At 57.7% G+C, this 26,704-nt stretch carries 22 protein-coding genes and 1 tRNA gene; 2 read left to right on the forward strand and 21 right to left on the reverse strand.

Going from position 1 to position 26,704, the window contains the following annotated elements:
* Nucleotides 1-121 precede the first annotated feature (121 nt).
* The 5 genes from AC2FIM_RS05325 to AC2FIM_RS05345 are packed head-to-tail and all read right to left on the reverse strand — an operon-like array spanning nt 122 to nt 7,067.
* Entirely contained in the window at nt 122-2,752 is a 2,631-nt protein-coding gene (locus AC2FIM_RS05325; RefSeq protein WP_271948656.1) for a phosphoenolpyruvate carboxylase, read from the reverse strand.
* Entirely contained in the window at nt 2,752-3,723 is a 972-nt protein-coding gene (locus AC2FIM_RS05330; protein ID WP_281972635.1) for a 2-hydroxyacid dehydrogenase, read from the reverse strand. Before AC2FIM_RS05330 ends, AC2FIM_RS05325 begins: the two co-directional genes overlap by 1 nt.
* Nucleotides 3,723-4,613 (reverse strand): succinate--CoA ligase subunit alpha, encoded by an 891-nt coding sequence (gene sucD, locus AC2FIM_RS05335; RefSeq protein ID WP_281972634.1) that lies wholly within the window; start codon nt 4,611-4,613, stop codon nt 3,723-3,725. Before sucD ends, AC2FIM_RS05330 begins: the two co-directional genes overlap by 1 nt.
* Nucleotides 4,613-5,809 (reverse strand): malate--CoA ligase subunit beta, encoded by a 1,197-nt coding sequence (locus AC2FIM_RS05340; RefSeq protein ID WP_496676769.1) that lies wholly within the window; start codon nt 5,807-5,809, stop codon nt 4,613-4,615. Before AC2FIM_RS05340 ends, sucD begins: the two co-directional genes overlap by 1 nt.
* 16 nt (nt 5,810-5,825) lie before the next feature.
* Complete coding sequence (locus tag AC2FIM_RS05345) at nt 5,826-7,067, reverse strand: pyridoxal-phosphate-dependent aminotransferase family protein (protein ID WP_496701857.1); 1,242 nt, start codon at nt 7,065-7,067, stop codon at nt 5,826-5,828.
* Nucleotides 7,068-7,286: 219 nt separating this feature from the next.
* On the opposite strand from AC2FIM_RS05345, the gene AC2FIM_RS05350 reads away from it, so the two are divergent.
* Complete coding sequence (locus AC2FIM_RS05350) at nt 7,287-7,916, forward strand: response regulator transcription factor (protein WP_246097171.1); 630 nt, start codon at nt 7,287-7,289, stop codon at nt 7,914-7,916.
* A gap of 61 nt (nt 7,917-7,977) precedes the next feature.
* Here AC2FIM_RS05350 and AC2FIM_RS05355 read toward each other — a convergent pair whose 3' ends face one another.
* From AC2FIM_RS05355 to AC2FIM_RS05365, 3 genes are all read right to left on the reverse strand, one after another.
* Nucleotides 7,978-8,277 carry a glycosyltransferase gene (locus tag AC2FIM_RS05355; RefSeq protein ID WP_425595902.1) on the reverse strand — a complete coding sequence of 100 codons (300 nt, stop codon included), beginning with the start codon at nt 8,275-8,277 and terminating at the stop codon, nt 7,978-7,980.
* A 461-nt stretch (nt 8,278-8,738) separates the two neighbouring features.
* On the reverse strand, nt 8,739-10,859 hold the full coding sequence (locus tag AC2FIM_RS05360; protein ID WP_142635208.1) for a CHASE2 domain-containing protein: 2,121 nt from the start codon (nt 10,857-10,859) through the stop codon (nt 8,739-8,741).
* Nucleotides 10,860-11,040: 181 nt separating this feature from the next.
* The gene (locus AC2FIM_RS05365) at nt 11,041-11,727 is read right to left on the reverse strand and encodes a FecR family protein (RefSeq protein ID WP_281972630.1); all 687 of its coding nucleotides are present in this window, start codon (nt 11,725-11,727) and stop codon (nt 11,041-11,043) included.
* A 600-nt stretch (nt 11,728-12,327) separates the two neighbouring features.
* Here AC2FIM_RS05365 and AC2FIM_RS05370 point away from each other — a divergent pair.
* A tRNA-Ser gene (locus tag AC2FIM_RS05370) sits at nt 12,328-12,417 on the forward strand.
* A 387-nt stretch (nt 12,418-12,804) separates the two neighbouring features.
* Here AC2FIM_RS05370 and AC2FIM_RS05375 read toward each other — a convergent pair.
* The 13 genes from AC2FIM_RS05375 to ahbB (AC2FIM_RS05435) form a co-directional block, all read right to left on the reverse strand.
* Nucleotides 12,805-13,707, reverse strand: a complete 903-nt coding sequence (locus AC2FIM_RS05375) for an FAD:protein FMN transferase (RefSeq protein WP_271948647.1) — start codon at nt 13,705-13,707, stop codon at nt 12,805-12,807.
* Nucleotides 13,704-14,219, reverse strand: a complete 516-nt coding sequence (locus AC2FIM_RS05380) for a nitrous oxide reductase accessory protein NosL (RefSeq protein WP_271948645.1) — start codon at nt 14,217-14,219, stop codon at nt 13,704-13,706. Before AC2FIM_RS05380 ends, AC2FIM_RS05375 begins: the two co-directional genes overlap by 4 nt.
* Nucleotides 14,216-15,037: an ABC transporter permease gene (locus AC2FIM_RS05385; protein WP_271948643.1), complete on the reverse strand. Its 822-nt coding sequence runs from the start codon at nt 15,035-15,037 to the stop codon at nt 14,216-14,218. Before AC2FIM_RS05385 ends, AC2FIM_RS05380 begins: the two co-directional genes overlap by 4 nt.
* On the reverse strand, nt 15,034-15,927 hold the full coding sequence (locus AC2FIM_RS05390) for an ABC transporter ATP-binding protein (RefSeq protein ID WP_496676758.1): 894 nt from the start codon (nt 15,925-15,927) through the stop codon (nt 15,034-15,036). The genes AC2FIM_RS05385 and AC2FIM_RS05390 overlap by 4 nt, the downstream gene beginning before the upstream one ends.
* A complete protein-coding gene (locus tag AC2FIM_RS05395) occupies nt 15,917-17,173 on the reverse strand; it encodes a nitrous oxide reductase family maturation protein NosD (RefSeq protein ID WP_496689133.1) in 1,257 nt (418 codons plus the stop codon). Before AC2FIM_RS05395 ends, AC2FIM_RS05390 begins: the two co-directional genes overlap by 11 nt.
* Before the next feature lie 3 nt (nt 17,174-17,176).
* Nucleotides 17,177-19,084 carry a TAT-dependent nitrous-oxide reductase gene (gene nosZ / locus AC2FIM_RS05400; RefSeq protein WP_142635219.1) on the reverse strand — a complete coding sequence of 636 codons (1,908 nt, stop codon included), beginning with the start codon at nt 19,082-19,084 and terminating at the stop codon, nt 17,177-17,179.
* A 14-nt stretch (nt 19,085-19,098) separates the two neighbouring features.
* A complete protein-coding gene (locus AC2FIM_RS05405; protein WP_246097197.1) occupies nt 19,099-21,222 on the reverse strand; it encodes a NosR/NirI family protein in 2,124 nt (707 codons plus the stop codon).
* A gap of 598 nt (nt 21,223-21,820) precedes the next feature.
* On the reverse strand, nt 21,821-22,084 hold the full coding sequence (locus AC2FIM_RS05410; RefSeq protein WP_142635225.1) for a hypothetical protein: 264 nt from the start codon (nt 22,082-22,084) through the stop codon (nt 21,821-21,823).
* A complete protein-coding gene (locus AC2FIM_RS05415) occupies nt 22,041-23,594 on the reverse strand; it encodes a nitrite reductase (RefSeq protein ID WP_271948634.1) in 1,554 nt (517 codons plus the stop codon). The genes AC2FIM_RS05410 and AC2FIM_RS05415 overlap by 44 nt, the downstream gene beginning before the upstream one ends.
* On the reverse strand, nt 23,569-24,783 hold the full coding sequence (nirJ, locus tag AC2FIM_RS05420) for a heme d1 biosynthesis radical SAM protein NirJ (protein WP_281972622.1): 1,215 nt from the start codon (nt 24,781-24,783) through the stop codon (nt 23,569-23,571). The genes AC2FIM_RS05415 and nirJ overlap by 26 nt, the downstream gene beginning before the upstream one ends.
* Nucleotides 24,771-25,271, reverse strand: a complete 501-nt coding sequence (ahbB, locus tag AC2FIM_RS05425) for a siroheme decarboxylase subunit beta (RefSeq protein WP_271948631.1) — start codon at nt 25,269-25,271, stop codon at nt 24,771-24,773. The genes nirJ and ahbB (AC2FIM_RS05425) overlap by 13 nt, the downstream gene beginning before the upstream one ends.
* Entirely contained in the window at nt 25,268-25,717 is a 450-nt protein-coding gene (locus AC2FIM_RS05430) for an Lrp/AsnC family transcriptional regulator (RefSeq protein ID WP_142635234.1), read from the reverse strand. The genes ahbB (AC2FIM_RS05425) and AC2FIM_RS05430 overlap by 4 nt, the downstream gene beginning before the upstream one ends.
* Entirely contained in the window at nt 25,714-26,703 is a 990-nt protein-coding gene (gene ahbB, locus AC2FIM_RS05435; protein WP_142635236.1) for a siroheme decarboxylase subunit beta, read from the reverse strand. The genes AC2FIM_RS05430 and ahbB (AC2FIM_RS05435) overlap by 4 nt, the downstream gene beginning before the upstream one ends.
* Between the last annotated feature and the right edge of the window lies 1 nt (nt 26,704).

Here is a 26,704-nt window from a genome sequence, read left to right on the forward strand (position 1 = left end):
CGCTGACGGCCCAGCTCGGACGTGATCGAGCCGAACAGCTCTGGGTCGCGCGCTGAGAGAGACTGGGTGAAAAAACCTTGAGTGCGTTGCGGGGCGTTCACTTTGAAACCTCCTAAAAGGGTTAGCCGGTCCAGCCAAGGCCAGCGGAAATAGCGTTCATCGATTGCAGGAGGGGAACAGGAACCGATCCTGCCTGAGGCTCGGTTCGAGCTTGTCGCAGCAATTCGACCTGCAGCGCGTGAATGCGGGCCAGTTCTGCCCGTTTGCGATCAAACCGCTCGCACAGGCGAGGGAAACGGTGTCCGATAGTTTGTCCTCCCGTCAGAAATTGCACTGCACTGCAGGCGCTATCGTATTCCGCTTTGATTGACTGAAAGACGATTTGTCGGGTGTTCTCATCGTGCACTAGTTCGCCGTATTGTGCGGCGATGCCCATATCCGCTTGATAGAGCGATTTCTCCATCTCATCGACGGCAAGGCGGAACAGCCGGGAGTGCTGAAACATATCCTGCAGCACTTCATCACCGCGCGCGCCACGAAATTTGCGGAAGCTGGCCATTGCGGCCCCGAAACCATACCAGCCCGTGATCAGGTGGCGGTTCTGCGACCAGGCAAAAACCCATGGAATGGCGCGCAGATCATCCAGACTGGCCGCGCCAAAGCGACGTGCCGGACGAGATCCTATTTTCAGGCGGGCTAATTCCTCGACCGGGCTGGCCTGCTGGAAATAGTCCAGAAAGCCTGGCATCTTCAAAAGCGAGACATAGGTTGTCTGTGACAGTTCCGACAGAGCATCCAGCGCGTCGTCGAACTCGGGCCGTGCCAGGGTTTCGCCGGGATTGGCGGTATGACGCAACGTGCTTGAGAGGAGCAGTTCCAGATGGGCCGCGGCTGTTCCGCGGTTGGCGTATCTGGTCGAAACAACTTCGCCCTGTTCAGTTACGCGCAAGCGCCCGGCAATTGTTCCGCTGGGCTGAGCAGCAATCGCCCGCCCAGTGGGAGCGCCGCCCCGACTGACTGAGCCTCCGCGTCCATGGAAAAACGTGACCTTGAAACCTTGCGAAGCCAGTGCCGTCACGATGCGACGTTGGGCGCGCTCCAGCTCCCATGTTGAGCAGAAATACCCGCCATCCTTGCCGCTGTCCGAATACCCCAGCATCACTTCGATTTCATTTCCATCGGTTTTGAGGCTGCGGCGGGCAAGCGGTACTGCCAAAACGTCCAGCAGGATCGCAGGGGCATTGCGAAGATCTGCAATCGTTTCGAATAATGGCACCACCGAGATATCCAGTGTCTCGGACCCGAAACCGGAATAGCGGGCCAGCAGGTACACACCGAGAATATCATCGGCAGACCGGGTCATGGACAGGATAAATGGCCCAATTGCCTTGGGGTCCGGCCCCGAGCGAACACTATGAACAAGCGCTAAAAGTGCCAGCATTTCCCGCGCCTGATCGCTCAGCGCCTCGCGGTTTTGATAGGGCAGGTTTTGATCTGCCAGCTCTGATCGCAGACGGGTAGACCAGTCGGGCGTGCCATATTCCGGTGCATGTCCGGATTGTGACCAAAGTTCCGTCAGAACGTCATTCGTGACGGTTGAATTCTGACGAATATCCAGGGTTGTGGTTCGGAACCCGAAAACCATAGCGGCACGGCACAGCGGACGGATATGCCTCTGTGCCAGGACGTCGGCGTTGACCGCGCACAAAGCCGCATCAAGTGCCCCAAGATCGCTTACGAATTGTGAGATGTGATCATAGCCGCCATCGGTCAGCCGATAGCGAATGGCATTGAGAGCCTGCCGGAACGGTTCGTTTCGATTGCGATCGTCGTCCGGAGTCCGGTCGATAATTTCTTGTACACGTGCACGGTTTGACTCAGGAAGCGGCAATATGAGCGCGCTGATGCTCAACCGGCTTGCAGCTTGATCGATGGCCTGACGATAAAGATCCTGAACCGTTTCACGGCCGCGTTGCAGGGCCAGTGCGGTCATCTCGGTTGTGACATTCGGATTGCCATCCCGGTCGCCGCCAATCCAGCTGTGAAAGCGAATGTTGGGTGTTTTGCCTAGAGTCTGACCCAACACATGCATGCAGGCCTGATCGAACCGATCCATGACCTGCGGGACGGCGTCAAAGATTGCATCCCGGAAGAATTGCAACCCCCACTCGATCTCGTCGCGCAGGCTTGGGCGCGACAGGCGAAGTTCGCCTGTCAGCCACAAAAGATCAATCTCGCCTTCCAGACCATTCAGCAATTCGGTGCGTTCGGTCGGGGTCCATCGTTGCACTTCAAGACTGACAAGATTGCGGTAGATCCGCCGGTGAATTTCCAAAACGGTGACCCGTTTGGCCTCGGTCGGGTGCGCGGTCAGGGTGGGACCGGCGCATAGGTCAGCCGTCAGTTTTTTTGTCTGGCTGTCCGTTAATTGCAGTTCAGACAATACCTCGGCAAACCCGCCTTCGACCGCTTCCGCGCCGCTTAGGGTCTCGGTAAGGCGCCGGTCCCGGACATGGGCGTTTTCATCAATGATGCGTAACAGTTGGAACCAGATCGATAGGGCTTGCAGATACGGCGTTGCCTCGAGCCCTGTAGGGATGGGTTGCAACGGCATGGCTTCGGCCCATGTGGCCACATGCGGCGCCCGCTTCGACAGAATATTCCGCCACAACGCCCGCAGTTCCGAGCGCAATTCCTCGGCATAGCCCGAAGGGTCCGGGGTGGACGGAATATTGCGGGCCAGCGCTTGCATCAGATCACCTGGTCCCGCGGGGTGCGACCTGCGAAGAAGTCGGCCAGATTGTCGAGTACGCGAAAGCCCATGGCCTCGCGCGATTCTTTTGTGGCGCTACCCAGATGGGGTAGCATCACCAGGTTGTCGCATTGCAACAGATCCGGGCTAATGCGAGGTTCGCCATCGAACACGTCCAAAGCAGCCCCACCGATCGTGTCGAACATCAGCGACTGCACAAGCGCGTGCTCATCCACGACCTCACCGCGCGCAGTGTTGATGAGGAAGGCGTTGGGCTTCATCAGATCCATTCTGCGCCCGTTGATCAGGTGCCGGTTTGCGGCCCCACCCGGGCAGTGCAGTGAGACGAAATCGCAGTGCGGCAGCAGATCGTCCACGGTATCGACCTGAGTTGCGTTGAACTGTTTCAATACCTCGGACGAGACAGTGCTGCGGTTCTGGACAAGAATATTCATGCCGAACCCATGGTGCGCGCGACGGGCCATTTCCTGACCGATGCGGCCAAAACCGATGATGCCCAGAGTCTTGCCGCTGACCTTGGTGCCGACCAGATGGGTCGGACGCCAGCCGGTCCAGCCGCCCGCGCGCAGCTCACGTTCGCCTTGGCCGGCGCGGCGGGCTACCATCAGCAGCAATGTCATGGCCAGATCAGCCGTGCATTCGGACAAGACATCCGGCGTATTGGTTACAGTCATACCAAGGCTGCGCGCAGCGGGTTCACAGATATGGCTGTAACCAACTCCATAATTGGCGAGGATTTTGGTTTGCGCTGCAGATACGTCCAGCGCTTCGGCGCTGAGCGTGTCGGTGACCGTGGGCAGAACCGCGTCATAGCGTTTCAACGCATCGCGGATCTCGGCCGGGGACAATGGTTTGTCCCCGATGTTGAGTACGGTGTTATAGTTTTCGGCCAGTTGCGCCTCGACGGCGGCGGGCCAGCGACGGGTGACAAGGACCGAAGGTTTGACCATCACGCAGCCTCTCCCATGACGCGGGCGATGGTCTCGCCAATTACCGCAGGGTTTTCAGCAACAGTCACACCCGCCGCCGATAGGATTTCGACCTTTTCCGAGGCGCTTTCGCCAAATGCCGAGATGATCGCCCCGGCATGACCCATGGTCCTGCCTTTAGGTGCGGTCAGACCGGCGACATAGGCCACGACGGGTTTGGTGACGTGGTCTCGGATATACTCGGCCGCCTCGGCTTCCTGAGGGCCGCCGATTTCGCCGATCATGGCGATGACCTCGGTGTCCTCATCCTGTTCGAACCGCTCAAGGATATCGCGGAAGGACGAGCCGTTGATCGGGTCGCCACCGATACCGACGCTGGTTGAGACGCCAATGCCACGCTCCTTCAGCTGCGCCGCGGCTTCATAGCCCAGCGTGCCCGAACGACCGATGATGCCGACATTGCCCGGCAGGTAGATATGGCCCGGCATAATCCCCAGCAGCGCCTTGCCAGGGCTGATAGTTCCAGCACAGTTCGGGCCGGTCAGCACCATGCGATTGTCCTTGGGATAGCGATACATATAGCGTTTGACGCGGATCATGTCCTGCGCCGGGATGCCGTCGGTTATGCAAACGCAATAACGGATACCGGCATCTGCGGCCTCCATGATCGAATCCGCCGCAAACGGGGGCGGCACGAAGACAAGGCTGGCCTCTGCGCCGGTGGCCGTGACCGCCTGTTTGACAGTGTCGAAGACAGGCACGCCTTCTACGATTTCGCCGCCCTTGCCAGGGACGACACCGCCAACAACATTGGTGCCGTATTCCAACATATCCTTGGTGTGAAAGCGCGCCATACGTCCAGTGATGCCCTGAACAATAACGCGGGTGTCGCGGTCCAGAAGAATGCTCATTACACAGCCCTCATCTTGGTGTTTTGGGTCAAATCGTTTTGCCACGCACCAACGGCGCGTTCGGCAGCTTCCATCAATGTTGTTGCACGAATAATCGGCAGGCCGGACTTGGCGAGTATTTTCTGACCTTCTTCAACATTCGTCCCGGCAAGGCGCACGATGACTGGGATGTCGATATCCAGTTCCTTCAGAGCCTGCACGACGCCTTCGGCAACCCAGTCGCAGCGGTTGATGCCGGCGAAAATGTTGACCAGAACCGCTTGGACGTTCTTGTCGGACAGTACCAATCGGAAAGCTTTGGCAACACGTTCTGGTGACGCGCCGCCTCCGATATCGAGGAAGTTTGCAGGCTCTCCCCCGGCCAACTTGATCGTGTCCATCGTCGCCATGGCCAGACCGGCACCATTCACGATGCAGCCGATATTGCCGTCCAGCCCGACATAAGACAGGCCACGATCCGCCGCGCGGCTTTCACGGGGGTCTTCCTGGCTTTTGTCGCGAAGCTCCGCGACCTGCGGGTGGCGGAACAAGGCGTTGTCGTCAAAGCTCATCTTGGCGTCCAGCGCCAACACGCGATCGTCGCCGGTGATGACGAGCGGATTGATTTCAACCATAGTCGCGTCCAGCTTGTTGAAAGCGGCGTAACACCCTTGGAGGGTGCGGACCATGTTTTGGATCAGACGGGGCTCCAGTCCCAGATTGAAGGCAATCTCGCGCGCCTGAAACTCCTGCAGACCTACCGCAGGTTCGACGATGGAGCGGACAATGCTATCAGGGCGTTCTGCGGAAATATCCTCAATCTCCATTCCGCCCTCGGACGAGGCGACGATCATCACGCGTTGGCTTGAGCGGTCGAGCACAAAACCCAGATAAATTTCCCGATCGATCGGAACGGCAGATTCGACGTAGACGCGATAGATGCCTTTGCCATCGGGGCCGGTCTGATGCGTCACCAGCTTGCGGCCAAACATCTCGTCACAGGCTGCGTATATTTCGCTTTCCGAATTGCAGAGCTTTACGCCCCCAGCTTTGCCGCGGCCACCTGCGTGAACCTGTGCCTTTACAATCCACTTGTCGCCGCCCAGCTCACGTGCACGATAGGCAGCTTGTTCGGGGCTGTAGGCCAAGGCCCCCGAAGGGACCTCGACGCCGAAATTCGAAAGAAGTTCTTTCGCCTGATATTCGTGGATATCCATCTGCATTTCCTCCCGTTTATGCAGCGATAGATGTGCCGTAGCGGCTTTCCAGAAGCGCTTCGATCGCTTCGAGATTCACCGAACCACCCATCTCGCGGATTGCTTCGGCAAACAAATGCACGATGCGGCCGATCGACTGATGATTCAGTTGGTTCAGGATGCCGATGCGGACCTGAACAGGGGCGCTGAGGGTTGGCCAGATGCCAAAGCCGCGGGCCCGGCAATTCTGCACCAGCTCCATTTCGCGGCCTGCAAGTTCAGCGGGCAGGTTCAGCACCACAAGGCTGGACATGTCCGAGGTGACCTCGCAGCCCATCGCAATGACGGCATCGCGCAGCACGGCCTCGTGCGTTTTGTAGGCATGCGCGCGCTTCGCTAGCCCCTCCTGCAGGGTCAGGCGTAACGATTCATGAAAGGCCGCGACGGCATAGCCCGAATGTGTTCGGTGATATGTGCCTTTTTCAACATCCTGGCCATCGACGATGCCCCAGTGGCGGGCCTCGAAAATGGGATTGTGAACATAGCTGTAGGCACCCGTTGCTTTCAGGCTGTCGATATATGCATCGGTAAAGCTGACGGGAGCATAGGTAAGCGGCAAGCAGCACAGGCCCTTTTGCGGACAAGAGGCCCAGCCCGCGATGCCCGGATAATCATCAACCCGGAAATCTTCGACACCCAAAGACGAAACGGCGTCGATCAGTCCCATTGCACCATGGCGTTCGCAGGCATCCGAGAAGCCGCGCAAATCATTGATGCGTCCTGATCCCGTTTCCCAATGTGCCATAAACGCCCATTTGGGCTTGTGTTCAGCCAGTGCGGCTTCGACCATGTCACCGGTCACCGACTGACCATGCGGCACGTCGATGATCGTGACACTGGCGGCCTGCGGATCCAAGGGGTTGGCAGCATGTTCGTCCGGTGTCGCTGCCTTGATCCGAAGGGTCAGTGTATCGATGCCAGAAAAGGTCCCGTTGTTGAACGCAACAACCTTGTCACCGGGCATGACAGCCGAGAACATGGTGTCCAAAGCGCTCCAACCAGTGCCCGCGACCGCAAAGGTGTATATGTTCGTGGTGCCCCAGATTTCGCGCAGCATGTGCTTGCATTCGATCATGCCGCGCAAAACGTCGCCCTGCATGTGATCCGCAACTCCGGCGCTGGAAAAGGCTTGTAGAACGCGCGCGTCTGTATTGCCCGGCCCGGGGCCTGCGGCCAGCGTCTCGGGGATTTCGAGCGTTGGATAAATCTGGAAAGTCATTGCGATCCTCCTTGATCGTTGGGGTGGTCAACCACGCCCAGACATCTCGTTGTGGATCAGGAAAGCCTTGCTTGCGTCATCGCGCAACGTAACTTACTACTGCTTTAGGACTTCTAATGGGATGGGGAAAAACCTACCCGTATTGGCAAGAATACCGAAGTATACCAAGTTTTGCCCTATACGAATGGGTAGTTTCTTGAGGATTTGGATGTAAAATCAATGACAGAGCCTTCACAACAACCGATTGACGTCATGCTTGCCGACAACAATCCGCTGGTCTTATCGGCCATGTCAGAGATTTTTGAACGTGATCCGCGATTCTCTTTGGTTGCCACATCGGCGACTGCTGAAGGGTTCCTGGGCGCGGTCATGAGAGTTCCGGTCCAGGTGTGTGTGATCTCCTGGAGCTTGCCGGTTCTTGGCGCGGCCAAATTGATCGAGGTTTTGCGAGAACAGGAAGGTGCGCCCCGTTTTGTCATTTACGGCGATGATGTCGGAGATGTTCCGCGCCTTGCAATGCAGGCAGGAGCTGCAGGGTTCTCATCCCGGTCAGGTGAAGTTGAAGCGTTGCTGGAAACCTGCGCGGACGTGGCTGCTGGCAAGATGGTGTTTCCCTTCATCGATGTCCGCCAGATGCAACAGAATCCGATCCACAGCCTGTCGCGGAAAGAGCGCGCGATTCTGGAAGCTCTAGCCAAGGGCATGTCCAACCGCGAGTTGTCCAAAGAGCTTCAGATATCGACCAATACCGTGAAATTTCACCTGTCAAACATTTACGAAAAACTATCGGTTAAGAATAGGACGCAGGCCATCGCGTATTACTATTCGTCTAATGCGGCCTCACATTAGATAGATTTGCCCAAATGCTCCAATGGTGTGGTCATTCTGTTGGTCGCGTGATCGGCCTTTCTTAGGAACCCGTGGGGAATTGGGTGGCGGTTTCGTGAAAGCTCTGATCGACGGCGACGGTCGCAATGCAAACCTGAACCTGTTCTTCGATAGCTCTGCGCGCGAAAGAGGTCACGGCTGTGTCCGACGCGAAGGCATCGTAGATTACAGTTGGTTGAGCTTCGAAACTATATCGAGTTGGAAACAGAAACACGTCAATCTCATCATATAATTGCTGCTTTTTTTCGCCATATAGCGGGCCGTCCCATCTGATCTCGTCTTTGGCGACGGCGGCTTTGATCGAGGTCAGGTCTTGCTCCAGTGGGCCGGTCCGGCCAGGATCATTTCGACTTCAACCCCGAGAGAGTGCAGAGATCCGGCTGTTTCAAGAAAATCGTACAGCCCTTTCTCGCGGGACAGGTTGCTTAGAAGCCCGACCCCGCAAATGCCCAGGAGACCGCAGGCTGGTCTGTGTTTGGGGGCGAAAAACGCGTTTTCGGCGACGTGCCATTTTTGATTGCTTCGGTAAGCGTTCGGGCGCCAAACAAGGTCAGAATAGTCGGAACATAGGCCATAATGGCGTCTGTTTCACGATGAGCACCCAACATGGTCAGCTCGGTGCAGTAAGGTGCTGATCCAGTTTCTTCAGGCCAGAAGTAAGGAGCCAAGTTCAGGATGGATGATTTGGCTTTAGCAATATGGTTCCCCAACTTCCGTGCCTGCTTCTGGGCGGTTCTATGGGGTTCACATGCTCGCTTGAAAGTTGCAATGGCTCTGGGCCCGCTAGGCCAGATTTTGTCCTTCACGGGCGTGATGACTGAACAACAGCTTGTTTGATTGGACATCGGACAGAAAATCCGCCGTGCGTCCAGACAGCGCGCGATAAAAGGTTAGAAGACCGGGTTCGATTTCTTTGGCAATGTCGATGCAGTTTTGGCGCAGCTCATCGGTGCGCTCCAGCGGTTCGCGCGCACGTATGGCCGACAAAAGTTGAGCATGCGCATCGCGTAAGTTCTGGAATGCCTCGCTGTCGAGCATGTCCTGATCGCCAATCAATATGTAAACGGGCTCCAGGTTCTTTTTTCCTTTCAGGTCCACAAACCCAGCTTCCAACATCGCCAACTCTTGTTTGCCTAGAATGTAAACTGAATTCGAAACCAAGATGTCATAGTCGACATGTCGGCAGCTTTGTTCGATCCTGGCGGCGACGTTCACCACATCTCCGATCACAGTATAATTGAACCGCCGCCGCGACCCGATATTGCCCACACAGGCCTGTCCTGTCGCGCAGCCAGTGGCCAGCGCAATGGGTGGCCGTTCGCGCATGATTTCGGACCTATTGAACTGTGCCAATGCACCGCGCATCATCAAGGCTGCCCGTGCAGCGCGACAGGGATGATTTTCGACCGGAAGCGGAGCGTTCCAGAACGCCATGACTGCGTCGCCGATGAATTTGTCGATTGTGCCTCGCTCGTGCAAAATCTGATCTCCGACCTGTGAAAACAGCTCATTCAGAATGGCGACGAGCTCCGTGGCCGAAACCGACTCGGATAACGGGGTAAATCCACGGATGTCGGCGAACATGACGGTGATCTCTTGTGTTTCTCCACCAAGGACCAACTGATGGTCCGAGCCTTCCATTTCATCCAAAATTTCAGGAGCGACATAGTGAGAAAAAATCTTTCGGATCGCTCTTTTCTCGCGCTCGGTCGAAATGAATAGATATCCGGCCAACAGCCCGAAATTCGCCATCCCACCGGCAAGTGGGAAGGTTGCGTCAAATAATACGAGTTGATTTTGAAAGGCCATCCAGCTGATCAGCACAACAACGGCTGCAGATACGCCACCCGCAATGAAGGATGCGACCGCACCAAAGCTGGACATGACGGCGACGACCACTAACCCCAGTAAGACGAATGAGACCAACTCAAGCGCAGCGGTCACATCGGATCGGCTGAGCATTTCGCCCGTTAGGACTTGTTCAAGTAACTGCGCGTGGATCGAGACGCCGGGCACGGATTCTCCGAGCGAGGTCTGGTGCATATCAAACAGACCCGCCGCAGAGGTGCCAACAAGAATAATCTGGTTTTCGATCCGGGACCGCAGCGCAGGATCATCCGGATTCGTCATAACGTCATTGGCAGAAACATACAGTTCAGGCCGGTCTCGCCTGTACCGGATCCAGACTTCGCCGTTCTGAGTTGTTGGCAATCGAAAATCGCCCAGTTCAAGCGCCAGCATGACACCGGATTCATCGGACGCGCCCTCGGCGAAAAGGACTGTTTCCCCCAAGGCCACCCGAAGGGCCTCAATTCCCAGGCTTGGCAGGGCGCCATCCGGTCCCCCCCAAAGTACCGGGACCCGGCGGACCACACCGGTCCCACCAAGTGGTGAGACATTCACGCCCCCAATGCCTGTTGCATCTGAATAAAGTGGCGGAGCAGGAGGAGTCCAATGCGGAACCTGGACGAGTCCTGAGGTCGGAGACTCACCGATCTCGATGATCCCCGCCTTGGATATGACGGGCTGACCATCATCGGCCACACGGGCCGCTACACCCAGAACAACCGGCCATTTGGCGATTTCGGCTCCGAAAAAAACATCGTTGTCCAGGTTTTGGGCGTCTTCATCGACCGAGAGCACCTCGGCCAACGCAGGGTCTTCCAATAATCGAGCAGGCGAATAGCGGTCGGGTTCGACAAACAGCATGTCAAAAGCGATGACCGCAGCGCCATTTTGGCCGAGGTTTTCAACCATCTGAGCCATGAGATTGCGCGGCCACGGCCATTGCCCCCAGTTGGCTAGTGACTGTTCGTCTATGTCGACAACACGGATAGGCAGGTCGGGGGTGTAATCGCGTGGGGCCATCCGCTGAAGGATGTCGAAATATATTAGCCGAGTCATGCGCACGGGAAACGGATCTATGACCCTGACAAAGCATCCAAACAGGATCAGGCACAAACCCACAAGGCGAAAACCCCTGCGGCGAGTGCTCCGTTCTTTCGACTTAACCGTCACGGTTGCCTCCGAAGACAGTGGTCGCTTTCACTGCCCGACATTACCGATTACCCATATCAGCCGATGCTCAGTTAACAGGTCTATTCGGTTTCGTATCCGGCGCTGCACCGCCTTCTATACTGGGCGCCTCAACGGGTGCAGATGCTACCGAAGCCTTCACCGCTTGCCGCTGCGGGGGCGCTGGGCGGGGCTCGGGAGCGTCGGATTTTTCGATGGGCTGCACTGGTGCTGATTCTCCGGCGCAGCCTTCGATATTCACGCGCAGCGGACTCAAAAGCCGTTCCTGTGACTGAATGAACGGAAATCCATTTTTCACTGCTTCGTCGTACTGTGCCTGATCGGCCGGGCGGCCCACCTTGCCTTTTTGACTGGTGGCAAACAGGCTGCATTGACGTCCAGTTGATCTGCAGCCGCCTTTCAGGCCGCACATCTGCACGGTGCCTTCCAGCACCAGCATCGAGCTTTGGGTGCCAGGCACAACCCACATGTCGAATATGGTCCCACGCACAGCCATTGTCGCTGTGGGGGTCTGGATGGAATAGGCACGTTTTCTGCTGTTGCCCGAGATGAAACGAAAGCTTCCACCCAAGGCCTGAACGGCAAAATTCTTGGCCTTCTTCTTGTTTCGCAACATGGTCACATCCAGCGCCATCTTTGCATTAGGCCCTATCGCGATCTTCGTTTCGTCAACAAAGATCAGCTGAACTACCCCTCTGCTGTCTGTGGATATGGAATCACCCGAGGCAACTTCCATGCCTTCAAGCAGTGGCCGGGAATTCCCGGCTCGGGTAATTTCTGCGCCTTGTTTGACGCTTACGACAGTACCAATGTTGGCCAGGATCTGCGACGGCAGTATCAAAACACAACAGGAAACACACAACACTCTTAACCAGACCAAACTAATTATCCCTTCCCCAAGGTTATTCCAGAGCGCAATGCGCCCGCTGCCCGGTCTGTGCCTCGTGGAATTTATTTCTTTGTATTATTTGTAAAAAATCTAAGCAAATATGCCTTAATGCCTATGTGTTTGGCAAGTTTTCTATGAAGCTGGAGAAAATTCCCACCTAATTGGGCTGATCCGGAGCTTCGGAAACTCTCTGTTTGTACATTGCCGGTGTCTCGGACAGGGCCCTTTTCAAATCAGTGTTTCGTTGGGCCGTCGCTCGCTTTCCCAGCCGATGTCTCTTGGGTCTGATCGCCTTATGGAAGGCCCGGCAGACACGCATTGCGGGTGACGTTTCGCGGCTGCCTTTGATCAAGCCAGAAAGCCATAGACATCATGGATTTGACTTTTTGAAGATTTTTTCACGAGGTCCCTTGTATTTCTTGGCGCTTATCGAATACACCGGCCAGCGGAGACGTGGCCGAGTGGTCGAAGGCGCTCCCCTGCTAAGGGAGTAGGCCCGGAAGGGTCTCGAGGGTTCGAATCCCTTCGTCTCCGCCACCAAATCTTCGTATGATGTTTTTTGTGATGGCTTACACGTTTTGAAGGCTTTACCCGCCACATCCGCCAAGAAATAACGTGATCGGAAGGTCGGGTGTTCCGTTTCCAGCACTCAATGACCCGGCCCTTCGAAATCCTCGCGGGACGCGATAGGTTCGAAGCTTGCTCTCGTGATCGACCATTGGTGCCTGGATTGTCGGCAAATCCGCTAAAACCACCGAAATCGGTACCGTTGGTGTTGCAAGAGCCGGCACTACCGGGGTGTTTCTGAATTCGGATGACTGTTCGGTATGAGGCTGCTGGCGCTCGAAAGGTTGACCACCGGTAAAGTTGATTCAGCGGACAGGTCCAATTTGCCGATTTGACTGCCTTGGAACAGACTGCGGATTATCCGCTCAACTCCAAACTGGCCAATGGAAAACTCTGCAGAATTCTACCGGTCCATTCCTTTGGGACGGCGCAAAGAGCTGTGGACAGACCGTCAGCTAAGGCTGCATTGGGTGCGGAAACGGAAACAGTGTGGTTGCTTGGGCTTGGGCCGAATGGGTTCAGGATATGGCCGTGGTCGCCCGGCAAGAGTGTGCCTGCAACCGATGATGTGGCTACTGAGCGTTCTCGCAAAGTGATCTTCTTGAGGACTTGATTATTGTGACCAGCAAGGCCGACCCGCCAGTCTTGCCCGTCACCTCGCTGACCCATTGCCGCGATTTCTCCCATGTTAACCAGAACATCGCGTAAGCCAAAGGACCGTAACAGCGCCGCAATGCGATCGGTGATTGCGCCTTGTGCGATACCGTTCAATGTCAAGGCTGAGACACCGGGCTCCGGCAGCTGGATCGCATCAGCGTCATATCGGACTCGGTGCCAGCCGACAGTTTCTTGGGCGGCAGTCAATTCAGATGCGCTGGCGCGCGCGGCCATCGCCCTCCAGACGGGTTGTATTGTGGGGTCAAAAGCCCCGTCTGATGCACTGTGAAGGGTCGAACACAGGCTCAGTACATTCAACAGTTCGGGGGCTGGTTGCTGCAGCAATCCGCTTCGGTTCAGCTCTGAAATCTGTGATCGCGATCGGTACAGACTAAAGATATCTTCCAGCCGGTTCAGTTCAGCCTCGATTGATGACAGCAGGGGCGCCGCCTCTGCCTCAGAAAGGCCAACAAGGTCAAGGCTGGCCCTAGCCCCCAGCGCGATGCCACGCCAATGCGCGACTGGTGCGCCAGATGCGACCGCCGGTAGCGCGGCGCATGCCGCAGACATGATCAGAAAACGACGTCGGGACAAACGGCTCATGCTGGTGTCTCCAGTTTCAGGTCCAGATCGACGGGGCCAAGCACTTCGGCGTCGGGTATGTCAGTCAGGGGCAAAGCGGACCCTCCGTACAGGATGATGAAGCTGTCCGCGTCGGTCGGGTCTGCAAAGGGCACGACCTCGCGCGCGCCCATGCCGCCGGCGACATTGGCCCCGACGACGAAAGTCGCACCTTCGGCATTGATCCAGTTGGATTGACCTGGTTGATGCCAGCTTGGGGCGGTTCCCATATCGCTGACATAGATTGCAACAATGGCTGCCTCGCGTTCGGGGCTTTTGAGATAGGCAACCATGTCGCGAACCTGCGCAAAAAACAGTGGTGTGGGATAGCCGTCGAGGTGAATCTGTCCTTTTGGACCGCCATGTTCAGCAATATTCATCTGGCAAAAATAGCTGAGTGCGTCTGGCGTCAGATCGACCGGGTCAGGCGCGGCAATCTGTTCTTCCCTACAGGCAGTCAGGGCGAGTAGAGCAATCAGGAAAAGACGCTTCATGGCTCGACCCTTCGGAACGCGAGCCGGGCAAGTGCAAGGCCTAGCAGGGGCCAGATCAGCAAAGACAACGGGGCGGCCCAGACGGGCAGAGCCTGCGCAGCGCCGGTCATGCCGGATGCCATCGCGACGCCCTCGGTCGCGGCGATATTCCACAGACGGAAAGCGTCGGCCGGGTTGGCCACCATCACCCATGGAAAGACGGATTGAGTGAAGGTGCCGCCCTTGTCCATGACGACGGCCCCCAACAGGCCCAGATCATAGAGGACGACAAAAACCAGCCAGAGCCCGGCCGACAGACCTGCTGCCGCCGTGGCCCCCTTTGCCAGGGCGGACAGCAAGTATCCCAATGCCAGAAACACGGCGCCCAGCACGATCGAAGTGAGGATAAGACGGACCAGAGCCAACAGGCTTTCTGGACCGGCGCCACCGAACCATGCTGCCACCGCGCCAGCCGTGCCAAAGCCGATGGTCATCGCAAAGGCAAGCGCCGACAAATGGGCGGTGAATTTTCCCAACAGGATTTCTCCGCGCCCGGCGGGATAGGACAAGAGCAGCGATAAGCTGCCCCGATCCACATCGCCTGCGATGGCGTCAAAGGCAATCATCAGTGCCAGTAGGGGGGCAAGATAGACCGACAACGTCGTCATCGAGGCAACCGAGACAGTCAGCATATCTACGCCAAGCGTGCCTGTGGGTGCACTGCCTGCAAAGGTAAGTGCCAGCGCGAATAACACCATGATCAGTGTCGCCATCAGCAGCCAACGGTTGCGGCGCAAGATCAACATTTCAGTGCGGGTGATGGCGAGGAAGCGGGTCATGGCCTCTTCTCCTGTGCATAGTAGCGATAGAGATCTTCCAGCTTGGGAGGTGTCATTTCCACATCTGCCACCGCATCGCCCAATCCGGCGATCCGGCGCAGGGCCTCCATCTTGTCGTCGACGGTGCAGAGCAACTCAACGGACGCGCCATTGATCCGGCTGCCGCCCAGTTTGGCGGCCAAGGCGTCAGGGTTAGAGCTGGCGCGCACCTTCATGCGGATTGGCAGACCCGCCAGCGCCGAAAGGTTGTTTAACGTGTCATCGGCCACCATCCGGCCCCCGCGCATGATTGCGATCCGGTCTGTGCGGGCCTCGACCTCAGTCAGGGCATGCGATGCGATCAGGACGGCGGTGCCTTTTGCGGCCAGTTCGTCGATGATGGCGTACAGATCCTGCCGAGAAATCGGGTCCAGTCCGCTCGTCGGCTCGTCCAGCAATGCCACTTTCGGCTGGCCCAGCAGCACTTGCGCCAATCCCAGACGTTGCCGCATCCCCTTGGAGTAGGTCCCGATCCGTCGGTCCAGCGCGTCGCTGAGGCCAACACGTTCCAGCAGGCCGGGTACATCGGCCTTGGACCCCGAGAGCTGCGCGAACAGAGTCAGCTGTTCCCGGCCCGTAAGCGCCGGGTGGAAGGACACCGCCTCGGGCAAGTACGCCGTATCCCGCCGCGCCTGTGCGCTGCCGGGTGTGGCGTCTCCGATTCGAATGGCTCCGCCCTCAATCGGGATCAGGCCAAGGATGGATTTGATCAGGGTCGATTTGCCGGCGCCGTTATGGCCCAGTAGCGCCACGCGCTGACCAGGGGCAAGAGACAGGGTGATGTCGTCAAGAACGCGGGATTTGCCTCGGTCCTTACAGACGTTGTTTATCGTCAGGGCCTTATCCGTCATGAGGCACCTTTTTCATAGCTGAGGGTTCAGGGGCTCGCATCAATGGATTGCTGTCCATCACACCCCCCGGCAATAGTGCCGGGAAGGCTGATTGCGACCAGCGCACCAGCTGCACGGCAGGGGAGCCGAGCAGCAGCTTGGCTGCGGGTTGGGTCCACAGCACATGGTCCATCGAGTCATTGGGGCGATAAGGGGCATCAGCGACGCCGTTGCCATCCACATCATAGGCGGCGAAATCGGACCAGTAATTGCCGCGCCCGTCTTCAGACCACTCGACCCACTTGGTCGAAACGTATTTCACCTGAGTCCGGTTTCCGACAAAGGCGTTGCCGACGATACGGTTACGTTCTGACCCAGCAGTGAAGTGAATGCCGATGCCGCAACCCTCGAACCAGTTGTCGGTGAATTCGTTCTTGTTCGAGTTATACAGGAAGGTGCATTTCTCCTTTGCACCCTTAACGACGTTCCCGGAAATCACGCTCTTGTTGGCGTAGTTCAGCATCACACCATGTTCGCGATCATCAATCGACACATTGCCGGTGACTTTGACATTGGTCGTGAACATCACCGCATAGCCCAGATCATTGCCGATCGAGACGTTATCGCTGACCACCGAGTCGTCGGCATACATGTAGTGCACCGCGAACCGCAGGTCGCGGAACAGGTTTCCAGTAAAGGTGTTCTTCTTGGACGAGTTCACAAAGATCCCATCGCGCCCGAACCGGATATCATTGTCTTCGACCCGCGCACCCGGTGCGTTCCAGACATAGACGCCGTTGCCGCGGTCATTCATCCGCTTGTCCTGACGCCCTTCGATCCGGTTGCCGCGCACGACGCTGTCCTTGGCGCCGTGGATGTCGATGCCATAGAGATTGCCCAGCAACACATTGCCTTCGATCACCGGCGCATGGGCCGTTTTGACCAGCTGAATGCCACTGTCGATCCCATCATGGCTCGAGCCCGAACCAATCACTGTCAGACCGCGTACGGTCACGCCCGGTCCGGTCACGGTGATGACGCTGCCGACGCCTTGTCCGTCAATGGTGGCCTGCCCCTGCCCGTCAATAATGATGGGCCGGTCCAGAACCAATGTCTCAGAGTAGACACCGGGGCTCAGGCGAAGGGTGTCTCCATCCGCCGCCTGCGCCAGTGTTTCATTGATGGCCCCCGCCTGGTTGGGCACATCCCAATCCGCCGCCCAAAGGGGCGAGCCGAGCAGGAGCGGTATGAGCAGGGACCATCGCATGGGTTATGCCCCCGCCGGTTCGACCAGCATCCGGCCGCGCATTTCCATGTGCAGCGCGTGACAGAACCACTGACAATAGAACCAGTGCACGCCCGGACGGTCGGCAGTGAAGGTGACCGAAGCGGTCGCCATCGGTGCCACTTCCATCGCGATGCCGTAGTTGCCCAGGCAGAAGCCGTGGGTCACATCGTCCACGTCATCCAGGTTGGTGATGTAAACCGTCACCTCATCACCCTGTTTGACGGTGAACTTCTCAAGGCTGAAGGTCGGGGCCTGCGAAGTCATGTAGACCCGCACCTTGTTGCCGTCCCGGATTGGTTCTTCGGCGCCGTCTTCCAGATCGATGCCATCGGCCTCAGCTTGTTTGCGGGCGTCCTCCCAGGTGATGTCGTTACGGTCCCAGACGTTGACCGGGTTGACGATGTCAGCGCGCACCATGATCGAGTCATGCGGCTCGGCAAAGGTCGGCCCGTCGTGAACCACCTTCATCTCGTTGGTTGAGATATCGATCAGCTGCTCGTTCTCAGGCTTAAGTGGACCCGTGTTCAAGAACCTGTCTTTCGAGAACTTGTTCATCGAAATCAGCCACTTGCCATCAGCCTCCTTGGTTTCACCCATGGTGGTCGAGTTATGGCCCGGCTGATAATGCACATCGACTTTCGAGATGATCGGGTCAACATCGGCGCCGCCGTAAGCCTCGATTGCCTTGTCGAGGTTCCACTTCACGATCTGACTGTCCAGGAATAGCGTGGTAAACGCGTTGCCCTGGCCGTCATAAGCAGTGTGAAGCGGGCCAAGACCCAGCTGCGGCTCACCCACGATGCAGGACCGTGGATCGGCATCACTTTCGAACAGAGCGTCCAGTTTGGTGACGTCCATGATCGATACGGTCGGCGACAGTTTACCATTGATGCAGACATGCTTGCCGTCAGGCGCAGTGTTGATGCCGTGCGGCGAGTTCGGGATCGGGATGTAACGGGTGTATTTCTTGTTCTGACCCTTACGGCCGTCCAGAACTTTGACGCCTTTCAGTTCCTGATAGTCGCCCGCCTCAATACCCGCTTCGATTTCCGCGAGGTTGAAGACAACAACATGGTCCATCTCGTTCTCGGTCATCTCGGCCAGGTTCATCCCCATTTCCGAGTTGTACGAGGTCGAATAGGCGTATTTGCCCTGATAGTCGCAGTCAGTGTTATCGAGGTTGCCCGACACGATCACCTGCCATGCCACTTCCATGGTGTCGCCGTCCAGCGCGGTGAAGATGTTCACGTATTGCGACGGATCGTCCAGCACAGTGCCGTCATTGACCAATGGAGTTTCATCTTCGCCATTGGCAAAGACATAACCAGTGCGCGGGAATTTCTGCGGACGCAGACCATGGATCGCCTTGGCGTTCGGGATTTCGGTGATCTTGTCGCATTTCATCACGTCGCAGCGTACGCGGGCCACACGGGTGTTGGCCTTGTCGTTCATGAACAGGTAACGGCCATCGTAGGTGCCGTCGGTGAACGACATATGCGGGTGGTGCAGGTCACCGTTATCGTAGGTTTTCATGCCGCGCTTGGCGAGGAATTCCTTGGTTTCCGGCAGCAGGCCATCGGTCATGATCTTCAGCGATTCATTGGTCTGACCCCAACCGGTGGCCGAACAGCGGTTGAACACCGGCACCCGCATCAGCTCGCGCATGGACGGGAAGCCCAGAATGCGCAGCTCACCGGTCTGACCCGAGGACCAGAAACCGTAGTATTCGTCCAACTCACCAGGTTCGAGATTGGCGTTGGCCGCGGCGCTGGCCTGTTTTGCGGTCATCAGGGTTGATCCCAGACCGGTTCCGGCCAGCACGGCGCCAGTGGCGGTCGCCCCCAGCATACCGCGGCGTGTGACGGTTAGTTTGTTGTCATGTTCCGACATGATCGTTCCTCCTTTTAGGAAACGGTTTTCGGTTTGGCGTTTGGATGGTTCGCCGGTGGTTGTCCGAGTGGGGTCTTGAGATCGACCGACCCTGTCTTGGCCCGCCGTTTCAGTTGGCGGATAACGACGGGACATTTGTCCTCGGACTGGTAGAGCACCTGACAATGCAGGCAGGTGACGCACTCGTTCGGATTGATCTCACCTGTGGGGTGGATCGCCTGAACGGGGCATTCATTGGCACAGGTCTGACAGGGGGTGCCGCAGTCCTTGTAACGGCGTAGCCAGTCGAACATGCGCATGCGGGCCGGGATCGCCAGTGCTCCGCCCAACGGGCAGAGATAGCGGCAGTAGAACCGCTCAACGAACAGGCCGATCCCCAACAGGGCCAGCGCAAAAACCACAAACGGCCAGTCGCGCATGAATTTCAGAATGATCGCGGTCTTGAAAGGCTCGATCTCGGCATACTTCTCGGCCAGCGGGATGGAGACAAAGCTGAGGCCGAAGAGACCCAAGAAGATCATGTATTTCGCGGGCCACAGCCGTTCATTCAGGCCCCAGGGCAGGGTCCATTGCGGCACGCGAAAAGCCCGCGCGATCTTGTTGGTCAGTTCTTGCAGCGCGCCAAACGGGCACAGCCAGCCGCAATAGGCACCGCGTCCCCAGAACAACAGGGCGGCTGCCACGGCGAACCATTGGATGAACACCAGCGGGTCCAGTAGGAAGGCATCCCATGAGAAACCCGTGCGCAAACTGCCCGCCAGCGCCATCAGGTTCACCACGCTCAACTGGGCATTCGCGTACCAGCCGATGAAGAACAGGGTCATTGTCAGATAGCCGATGCGGAACCAGTAAAAGACCCGCGCGTTCATCGTGGCATGGAACTGGAAAAAGAAGGTCGCCGTCAGTATCAGCAGCATGACGCCCAGACCGGCAATCTCGACTGTGCGATCCTTCCAGATACGTTTCCAAAGAGCGGCTTTGGCGGCGGCTTCACCTGTGGCGTCATCCACAACGGTGGGGGCTACGACTGGCAACAGGTACTGCTCAGGCAGTTTGTAGCCCAAATCGAAGGTCAGGAACGTCTTTTCAACCGCACCGACGGCGCGTTGCACCAACAGTTGCAGGCGGAAGGGTTCGGCCGGATCAAACTCTGCCTCAGCGGGGATTTTGAAGATATCCAGCTCGGTGAAACTGGGCGCATTGGCGGCCGCAACTCTGCCCAGACGCTCTTGCTGTTTATCAAAGAAGCGTACCGAATTATCACCTTGAATCAGCTGAATACGGTCGAAAATTCCGCCACGTACATAGCCTGACCCCTTGAAGCTATAGGCGCCACGACCCAGCACCAGGATGGCTTGCTCGCCCTCGCCCAGCCACTCGGTCAGGTTTTGATACTCGGCCTCGCCCAGCAGCGACTTGCCGATCGACGGGACTGAAACCAACGCCAGATGCATGTCGATGAAGGTGTCGTCGGGCGCGCCCCGTTCACGGCGCCTGATGGCGCGCTGGTCGCCGGTGGCCTCGAACGCAGCGTTGACCTGACCGACATCCAGTGTCAGGCGTCGGACCGAGCCGTCACCCGAAAGCGTTGTCCAGTCATAAGTGGCGTCTTGTGCCATATCGACATCGCGCTTTGGCCCGTCGGCCTGCAGCGGTGACAAGCCACCCAGCCCCAGAGCCCGCGCTACCTTGATGCCGCCACGCACGAGACTGTCGTCGATCACCATGATTGTGACAGTCGCGCCCGAGATAATGTCGAGGTCATGGCCCTCACCGCCTGTTTCAGCCTCAATCCTAAGGTCCAGGCCGGCGTAGCCTTCGGTCAGTTCGACCATGCGCGCGTTCGGGATCCCGATCAGTACGATGGGTTCCGAATGCTTGACCAGCTTAACGCCAGTAAGCACCGCATCATTGTCGATCGCTGCAACGACGTGAATGGGTTTGCCGGAATAGCCTGTGGTGCCCACGAAATCCGAGGTCAGAAAGGCCCAGGCAATCGTTTTGCCCCCTTTCAGGATAGGCGCAACCGGAATGTCTTTTCTGATCGGGCCAAATGCCTCGGCGCCGGGGATCAGGTCCGCGGGCTCAAGTTCTGGCAAAAAGCTGGCAAGGCTGTCGGCATGTGCGCTGATCGCCATCAGGCAGGACAGAAAAAAGGCCAACAGGAAATGGATTGCGCGACTTACGACCACGGCGCACCTCCGATGATTGGGATGGATGCCATGGACGCGCGCGGGGCGCGTTGGGTTTTAAATTCTGGTGCAGGGGGAGGACCCCGGGTTTCTGGCCACAGCCGGTCAGAGCCATTTAGCTCGAAGGACCTGTTGTTTTGGCAAGATAAGAATTGAACCCTTCCCCGTAGCGTCACTTCCAGCGGCATGGGCAGAGGTGCGGCACCGGTCACGGCGCACAGCGCGCAATCGGCGCATTTGGGGCAAGGTGCGGTCGGGTCTGCATCGCCTTTTTCAAGATCAACCTCGACCCAGACCGCGCCGCCCTCCGAGCAGATCTCAACCCACATGCTTTGCCCGGGACTCGCCAGCGCCGGGCTAAGCAGCTGCAAAAGCAGAAGGATTATACCTGCCACCGCACAAGCTGCGCGGGACGCGCAAACAGCTGAAATGTGCAAAGGATTTTGGGCGGGCATGGAGAATCCAACTCGGTGATCTTTCCCAAGTCCTAAGAGATTCCCGAAAGCAGATACTTGACTTCGGTTAGGCCTTTGGAGAATCCGACCTAGCCGTCTGCTTCGTCCATCAAACTGCGTACCCAGCGCCCTGCAAACCAGCAGGCAGGTACACCCAATGGGATTGACCACAGGATGGCGGTGACAGGCTCAATCACTCCGAATCCGGCGCTGTTGGCGATCAGGCCAGCCAGAAAAAGGTTTATGGCCACGGTCAGCGCAGACGCTGGATACAGCAATATGGCCAGTTTCCACACCGGCCATTTGCCCTCAGTGGCTGGTTCCTTCCGAGAAGGTGATTTTGTTCCAGACATTGTACTTTCCCGAAGGTTTGCGCATCGGCAGACGGCGGAACTCTTCCAGTGTTTTTGCATCATAGATGATCACCGCGCCGTCATCTTCCCAGATCGAAACCAACGCATGGCTTCCGTCCTTGGTGAATTCCACATGGGCCACGGTTTTGCCCGGCGCTGGGCGCAGGGTCCGTACGATCTCAAGGGTTTGCTTGTCGATCACATGCATCACATCCTTGTTGGGCCCAAAGAAAACATCGGCCCAGACATATGGCGAGTTTTCATGGCTGCGCATGAAAAACCCCGGCCCTTCGGTCTTGATCCGCTTGACCGTTTCCCATGTCTCCATGTCGATCACCGAGACGGTGCCATCAGTCAGGTGCGGCGTTGCCATCACAGTTGTATCGCCGCGCCGCCAGGTAATCCCGGAACCCAGATGCGGCATGCCGGGCAGATCCAGGTCAGCCACTTTTTGGCCAATGACCAGATCAATCACCTGACCGCCGTTCCCGTCGCGAGATGCGCCCATGACGTATTCATAAGTCTGGTCGAAAAAGAAATCGTCCAGATAGTCGGGCGTAGTGATCTTGCGTACTGGGAAAGGGTTAGGGTTCTTGAACTGCCCTTCGATACGAAAATCGTGTCCCAGCCCGGATTGGGGTGGATTGGCGCCATAGAAGACCTCCCAAATCTCTGGCACATCCTTCAAGGCCAGCACAAAGCTTTCCCGTGGCGGAGCTTGATAAACGGCTGAAACGCGGCTGGGATTACCTTTCCTGCTTTTAATCTCGATGACTTTTGCCACCGAAAGATCCCGGGTGGACAAAAGAGTCAGGCTGTTGGGTAGGTAATTCGCCACCGCCAGCCATTTGCCATCGCCTGACATGGCAATGTTGCGGCTGTTTAGTCCCGCCCGCACGCGACCCACCTGTTGCAACGCCCAGATGTCATATTTCTGGACCCAGCCATCGCGGGACATGATGAACACGTAACGCCCATCGGGGCTGAACTTTGGGCCGCCATGAACGGCAAAAGGAGTTTCAAATCTGTCCAAAACCTCAAATGTGTCACCGTCCAGAACGCTGACATTGTGGTCTCCGGTTTCCACCACCAACGTGATGTTCATCGGATCACTGGACCAGACGGGCGCATCAATCTCGACATAGTCTGCGTCCAGCGTACGGCTGGCCATGATGTCTGCCTCGGCCCAGTCCGGGGCGGTCTCGAGCGGGGATTTCAGCCAACCTGCCAACTCCTCAATCTGCAGGGCGTTCAGATTATGCGCAAAGGCTGGCATCTGAGTGGCGGTGCGCCCTTCGGCGATCACGGCGGCAACCCGCGGCCCGCGCATGCGTTTTAGGGTTTCGGGTATCAAGGCCGGACCAACTCCGCCCAGCCGGGTGTCACCATGGCAGGACGCACAATGTTCGGCATAGTCGGACTGGGCGTCGGCCCATGCGGCGCTGGTCAGCAGAAGCGCGCACAGTGTTCCAAGCGTGCGAGCCCTAAAAGAACTGATGCGCCGGATCATGGCTTTTCCCCCGGAAAGGTGTGACCTGCAGGCGTTTGCCCGCTTTATCCACGCCAATTTCATCGTTTGACAGGTAACAGGCCGGGTCCTCGGCCCAGGGATCGCCCGTCAGTTGCAGGGCCCGGATGCGCGTGTTGCCACCGCAAACATCCCTGAGCTGACAAACTCCACAGCGCCCTTTCAGCGGACGCGGACGAGTGCGCAGCATGGCCAGCATCTTGTCGTCCCCGGTCCACAACTCGGAAAACGGCGTCGTTTTCACATTCCCGACCGTGTAATCTGACCAGTAGGTGTCGGGATGGACCCGACCAAGATTGTCGATATTGGCCACCCCCAACCCGCTGGAGTTCCCGCCCCAGGCCGCCAAATGCGCACGTATATGCGAGGTCTTTTCGGCATCAAAATGCGTCCTGACCCAGTTCAGAAAATATCCGGCGTCGGCATCGTTATTGCCGGTGACGATATCCAGCGGGCGCCCGCCCGAGGCAGCCTCCCACGCGCGGTCCAATAACAGATCCAGACCTTTGCGCGTGCGCAGATGCTCGGCATCCTCGCCCCTGTTCTTGTCGCCGCGACCGGCGTAAACCAGATGAGACAGGTAGAATTTGTCGACCCCCTCATCATCACACAACTGCAGGAGATCGGGCAGATGGTGCTGCGTGCCCTCGGTCAAACAGAATCGCAAACCGACCTTGATGCCGCGTTTCTTGCACTCGCGCACGCCGCGCAGGGCATCTGAAAAGGCGCCCTCGACACCTCGGAACCAGTCGTTTGTGGCCCCGATTCCGTCAAGTGATATGCCGACATAGTTAAAGCCGACATCAGCGATCATATCAGCGGTTTCATCGTAAATCCGCGTGCCATTCGTCGACAGCGCCAGCATCGGCACCAACTTGCGCGCCCGGTTGGCGATATCAAAGAAATCGAACCGATCCAGCGGTTCCCCCCCCGAGAGGATCAGGGCCGGGACGCGAAATTGGCCGAGATCCTCAAGGGTTACCATGGCTTGCTCGTGGCTGAGCTCGCCCGGGAACGCGACATCCGCCGAAACAGTATAGCAATGGCGGCATTTCAGGTTGCAGCGCCGGGTCAGATTCCAGATGACCACCGGCTTAACCGGGCCGGGGCGGCGCTTGCGCACGGGGGTCGCGGTGACCAGTTGCTGCATGTATTCAGTCAGGCGGAACATGGCGTTTGGCCTTTCGGTTTCAGGCGCAGCCCGGTCTTTTTCAGGATGCGCGTTGAATACAGGATGTCCTTGCCCCGGCAGGCACTGCCCAGAATACCGGCAATCTCGGCCCGTTTTTCTTCGACTTCACCCCTGTCTTTGCCATGGACCATGGCGAACAGGTTGTAAGGCCAGTCGGGCAGGGCACGTGGACGTTCATAGCAATGGGTGACAAAAGGCAGACCGCCAATATGTGCCCCCAAATCAGCGATTTGACTGTCATCGACGTCCCAGACTGTCATGCCGTTCGAAGTCATGCCCAGTTTGTAGTGGTTCGGGGCTGCGGCGATACGACGTATAACGCCGCGCGCCTTAAGTTCTGCGAGGCGACACAGCAGCGCTTGTTCGTCCATCCCAAGGCTTTTAGCAACCCGAGCGTAGGGCGAAGGCACCAGGGGCAATCCGCCCTGCAGAACCTCGATAATCAGTCTGTCTTTTGCGTCGATCATGCCGCCACCCGGAAGCCAATGAAGAATTCCTGCAACTTGGGAAATCTGAGAACTTCGATCCCCGTCTCTTGTTCGATCGCATCGGCGCAGGCCTCAATCCCTTGGGGCGTTTCGGTGGCCAACACGAACCACATGTTCAGCCGGTGCGTACGTTCATAATTATGGGCAACTTCGGGATGCGCATTGACTTTGGTCAGGACGGATTCAAATGCCTCTGTCGGTATGGCCATGGCACATAGGCAAAAAGCCCCGCCCATCGCGGCCGCGTCAAAGAACGGGCCAAAGCGCGTGATGACCCGGTCATCCTTCATCCGTGATAGGCGAACCAACAGATCCTGTTCCGAAATCCCCAGTTCTTGGGCCACCATCGCATAGGGTTGTGAGGTCAGAGGTAAGTCGTCCTGCATTCGGTTCAGGATTGCCCGATCAGTTTCGTCCAGGGTCATGCCGCCGTCTCCTTGGGTTGGATCAGCGCGCCGGTCTGTTTGAAACAGCGAGTTGAAAACAACACCTTGTGCTGCGCGCCAAACAGCTCAGGCAATGCCGCAGCCCCGGCCAGGACGTTTCGCGCTTCGCTGCGCGAGCGGGCGTGGATCATGGAATACAGGCGGTAGGGCCAGATGTTTTCAACGGGTCGACGCTCATAACACAGTGTCACGCCAGGGTATTTTGCCAGCGCAGGCCCGGCACGATCGACCTGATCAGTTGGCATATCCCAGACCACCATCGCATTGGCCGACCAGCCCAGTGCCCGGTGTCTTACGATCACGCCAAGACGCGAGACAATTCCAGCCTCGTGTAAGATCCGGATCCGCGTCATGGCGTCCTCTGGTTTACGGTCCAAAGAGGCGGCCAGTGCTGCGTAAGGTTCGCAAACCAGCGGTAAGCCGGAACTAAGCGCCTGCATCAATGAGCGATCACCCTTTTGCAGAACGGAACAGTCCACCTTGCGCGGTGCCGGTACGTTGCGTTGCTTGCCTGTCATTCGAAAGCCCAAATCAACATTGAACGGCCGAACCAGACGCAAGTCCAAAACCTGCAAACCGGTTTGCAGGCCAATCCGGGCCAGAGTGGCGTCCACATGCGCGCGATCAGGGCCGGTCGCTACAAACCAGAGGTTCCATTTGTCCTCACGTTGATAATTGTGGTTCACACCGGGCTCTGCGTCGATCAGGGCGGCAATGTCCTCCAGATGCTCCTCGGGTGCGGCCACCGCGGCCAGAGTGCTGGCCGTCACCGCGCCCGGAGTGATCGTGGCCCCGACCCGGGTGATCCGGCCGGTCGAACGCATTCGCGCCAGACGGTTCAGCACTTCAGCTTCGTCCAGCCCCAGCGCCTTGGCCACTGGCTGAAACGGGCGGTCGATAATCGGAAATTCGCGCTGAAAATCGTCCAGCAGGCGACGGTCGATCGGGTCAGTGATATGTTGCATG

Source organism: Ruegeria sp. CDSC052 (genome assembly GCF_059610685.1).

Bases quoted from the DNA above. Each gene is read 5' to 3' on its own strand.
- AC2FIM_RS05325 (WP_271948656.1), bottom strand. From the start codon at position 2,752: ATGCAAGCGCTGGCCCGCAATATTCCGTCCACCCCGGACCCTTCGGGC.
- AC2FIM_RS05330 (WP_281972635.1), bottom strand. From the start codon at position 3,723: ATGGTCAAACCTTCGGTCCTTGTCACCCGTCGCTGGCCCGCCGCCGTC.
- sucD (WP_281972634.1), bottom strand. From the start codon at position 4,613: ATGAGCATTCTTCTGGACCGCGACACCCGCGTTATTGTTCAGGGCATC.
- AC2FIM_RS05340 (WP_496676769.1), bottom strand. From the start codon at position 5,809: ATGGATATCCACGAATATCAGGCGAAAGAACTTCTTTCGAATTTCGGC.
- AC2FIM_RS05345 (WP_496701857.1), bottom strand. From the start codon at position 7,067: ATGACTTTCCAGATTTATCCAACGCTCGAAATCCCCGAGACGCTGGCC.
- AC2FIM_RS05350 (WP_246097171.1), top strand. From the start codon at position 7,287: ATGACAGAGCCTTCACAACAACCGATTGACGTCATGCTTGCCGACAAC.
- AC2FIM_RS05360 (WP_142635208.1), bottom strand. From the start codon at position 10,859: ATGACTCGGCTAATATATTTCGACATCCTTCAGCGGATGGCCCCACGC.
- AC2FIM_RS05365 (WP_281972630.1), bottom strand. From the start codon at position 11,727: ATGGAAGTTGCCTCGGGTGATTCCATATCCACAGACAGCAGAGGGGTA.
- AC2FIM_RS05375 (WP_271948647.1), bottom strand. From the start codon at position 13,707: ATGAGCCGTTTGTCCCGACGTCGTTTTCTGATCATGTCTGCGGCATGC.
- AC2FIM_RS05380 (WP_271948645.1), bottom strand. From the start codon at position 14,219: ATGAAGCGTCTTTTCCTGATTGCTCTACTCGCCCTGACTGCCTGTAGG.
- AC2FIM_RS05385 (WP_271948643.1), bottom strand. From the start codon at position 15,037: ATGACCCGCTTCCTCGCCATCACCCGCACTGAAATGTTGATCTTGCGC.
- AC2FIM_RS05390 (WP_496676758.1), bottom strand. From the start codon at position 15,927: ATGACGGATAAGGCCCTGACGATAAACAACGTCTGTAAGGACCGAGGC.
- AC2FIM_RS05395 (WP_496689133.1), bottom strand. From the start codon at position 17,173: ATGCGATGGTCCCTGCTCATACCGCTCCTGCTCGGCTCGCCCCTTTGG.
- nosZ (WP_142635219.1), bottom strand. From the start codon at position 19,084: ATGTCGGAACATGACAACAAACTAACCGTCACACGCCGCGGTATGCTG.
- AC2FIM_RS05405 (WP_246097197.1), bottom strand. From the start codon at position 21,222: ATGGCGATCAGCGCACATGCCGACAGCCTTGCCAGCTTTTTGCCAGAA.
- AC2FIM_RS05410 (WP_142635225.1), bottom strand. From the start codon at position 22,084: ATGTCTGGAACAAAATCACCTTCTCGGAAGGAACCAGCCACTGAGGGC.
- AC2FIM_RS05415 (WP_271948634.1), bottom strand. From the start codon at position 23,594: ATGATCCGGCGCATCAGTTCTTTTAGGGCTCGCACGCTTGGAACACTG.
- nirJ (WP_281972622.1), bottom strand. From the start codon at position 24,783: ATGTTCCGCCTGACTGAATACATGCAGCAACTGGTCACCGCGACCCCC.
- ahbB (WP_271948631.1), bottom strand. From the start codon at position 25,271: ATGATCGACGCAAAAGACAGACTGATTATCGAGGTTCTGCAGGGCGGA.
- AC2FIM_RS05430 (WP_142635234.1), bottom strand. From the start codon at position 25,717: ATGACCCTGGACGAAACTGATCGGGCAATCCTGAACCGAATGCAGGAC.
- ahbB (WP_142635236.1), bottom strand. From the start codon at position 26,703: ATGCAACATATCACTGACCCGATCGACCGTCGCCTGCTGGACGATTTT.